General features: G+C 28.3%; 2 protein-coding genes and 1 pseudogene. 1 reads left to right on the top strand and 2 read right to left on the bottom strand.

Going from position 1 to position 2,216, the window contains the following annotated elements:
- Positions 1–27: 27 nt before the first annotated feature.
- Positions 28–249, top strand: a pseudogene (locus VLM92_RS17355) (alpha-hydroxy-acid oxidizing protein); the annotation flags it as partial.
- Positions 250–433: 184 nt separating this feature from the next.
- Here VLM92_RS17355 and VLM92_RS17035 read toward each other — a convergent pair.
- Both VLM92_RS17035 and VLM92_RS17040 read right to left on the bottom strand, forming a co-directional pair.
- Positions 434–1,201 carry a ribonuclease HII gene (locus tag VLM92_RS17035; RefSeq protein WP_325277513.1) on the bottom strand — a complete coding sequence of 256 codons (768 nt, stop codon included), beginning with the start codon at positions 1,199–1,201 and terminating at the stop codon, positions 434–436.
- Between the two features lie 180 nt (positions 1,202–1,381).
- A partial coding sequence (locus VLM92_RS17040) for a branched-chain amino acid transport system II carrier protein (RefSeq protein WP_325277514.1) occupies positions 1,382–2,216 on the bottom strand: 835 nt, incomplete at its 5' end.

Here is a 2,216-nt window from a genome sequence, read left to right on the forward strand (position 1 = left end):
ATAAAAATTCTAAAATGGGGGATTAAAATGGATTTTAAAGAATTGGAAAAAATAGCAAGAGAAAACTTAAATGGAAGTTGTAAAGTTTGTAAAGTGTGTAATGGTGTAGCCTGTGCAGGAGAAGTACCAGGAATGGGTGGAAAAGGTAGTGGATCTTCATTTATTGAAAATAGTAAAAGTTTAAACAAAGTAAAAATAAATATGAGGGTAATCCACAATGTATCTAATCCTGATATGTCTATAGAATTACACACTTTACAAACTTTACAACTTCCATTTAAGTTTTCTCTTGCTATTTTTTCCAATTCTTTAAAATCCATTTTAATCCCCCATTTTAGAATTTTTATACTTATTTTTAATCTTATGAGTTAATCCATTTAGAGTTTTTTCAACTTTTAACTAAATTTTATACTTTCTTATACATACTATTTAATTATAGCACATTTTTTAAGAAGCTCTTTCTATGAATAGGAGTTATTCCTTGTTTTTCAATAGCTTCATAGTGTTCTTTAGTTCCATATCCTTTATGTGATTTAAATCCATATCCAGGGTACATCTCGTCATATTGGTACATTATACTATCTCTTGTAACCTTAGCTAATATACTTGCTGCTGCTATTGAGATAGATTTTGAATCACCTTTTATTATAGGGTTTTGTGCTACATTAACCCCTGGTATTGTAGTGGCATCTACTAATAAGTAGTCTGGTGTCTTTTCTAAGCAATTTATTGCCTTTTTCATAGCCATATAAGTTGCATTTAATATATTAAATTCATCTATTTCTTCATTATTAACTATTCCTATCCCATAATCTAAAGCTTGTTCTTTTATTATATCAAATAATTCATCTCTCTTTGCTTCACTTAGCTTTTTTGAATCATTTATTCCTTCTATTTTAGTATTAGGTTTAAATACTACTACTGCAGCTACAACTGGACCTGCAAGGGGACCACGTCCGGCTTCATCTATACCACCAATATATAAATATCCTTTGTGGTATCCTTCATTTTCAAATATATTTATACTTTCTAACCTTTCATTTTCTCTTCTAATAGAATCTAACTTTTTTGCCATTTTTACAGCTATATTTTGAACTGATTTTCTTTCATCACTTCTTAGTATATCTATATATTCTAAATATTTATCACTACTTAAATTATCTATTATTTCTTTGATTTCTTTTACACTTTTGCCTTTCATGTTTTTCTCCTTAATCTTATGTATTTTGATATAATGATTAGTTTTTACTATATTTAATCATCTATGTTTAATTCATTAAATTTCACTATAGTTTAGTATACATTATAATAATTAATTATAGAATCTTTACAAATAAAAAAATCGTTGATAAATTAATATCAACGACTTCTTATTTATACATTAACCAACTTTATTAATCTCAACACTTCCTTCTTTACTAGCTGAAGGTATGAAGTTACCTACAATTCCTGCTATTAAAACTGGTACTATCCAGTTAAATCCTAATGAAGCAAATGGTAACTTATTAACAAATGATACAGACATTCCTAAATCATTTACTACTGTTAATACGCTTATTAATAAAGCCATGTAAGTTGCACCTTTAAAAGCATTATCATTTTTGATTTTAGCACTAAATAATGTCATTAGTACTAATACAACTGTTGCTGGGTATATAATAGTTAATATTGGAGCTGAGAATTTTATTATTGTACTTACTCCAAAGTTTGATACTATTGCACTAAATATACAAACTACTGTAACTATAATTTCATATTTTAATTTTCCATTTGTAAGCTTTGCAAAGAATTGTCCTGTTGCTGATGTAAGACCTATTGCTGTTGTTAAACAAGCTAGTCCTACTATAGCTGCTAATATAACCTTTCCTGGCTGCCCAAGAAGTGATGCTGTCATTTCTACTATTAATGATGTTCTTACTACATCTTGTCCATATATTTGAGATACTGTTGCACCAAGGTATGTTAGTCCTCCATATACTAAGAACAATCCTATAGCTGCAACAACTCCTGCTTTCATAGTTAATTTTACTTTTTGTTTTTGGTCAGTATAACCTTTATTTACTAATGATGTTATTACAACAGCTGATAATGCTACTGCACCTAATGCATCCATTGTTTGATATCCTTGTCTAACACCTTCTGCAAATACATCTTGTATCATATTCGTTGAACTTATTTCTCCTAATGGAGATATTATACCTTTAACTATTAATACT

Source organism: Romboutsia sp. (assembly GCF_035470145.1).
Taxonomy (GTDB): domain Bacteria; phylum Bacillota; class Clostridia; order Peptostreptococcales; family Peptostreptococcaceae; genus Romboutsia_D.

Excerpts from the sequence above, each read along its gene's own strand:
- VLM92_RS17035 (WP_325277513.1), bottom strand. The coding sequence starts at position 1,201 with ATGAAAGGCAAAAGTGTAAAAGAAATCAAAGAAATAATAGATAATTTA.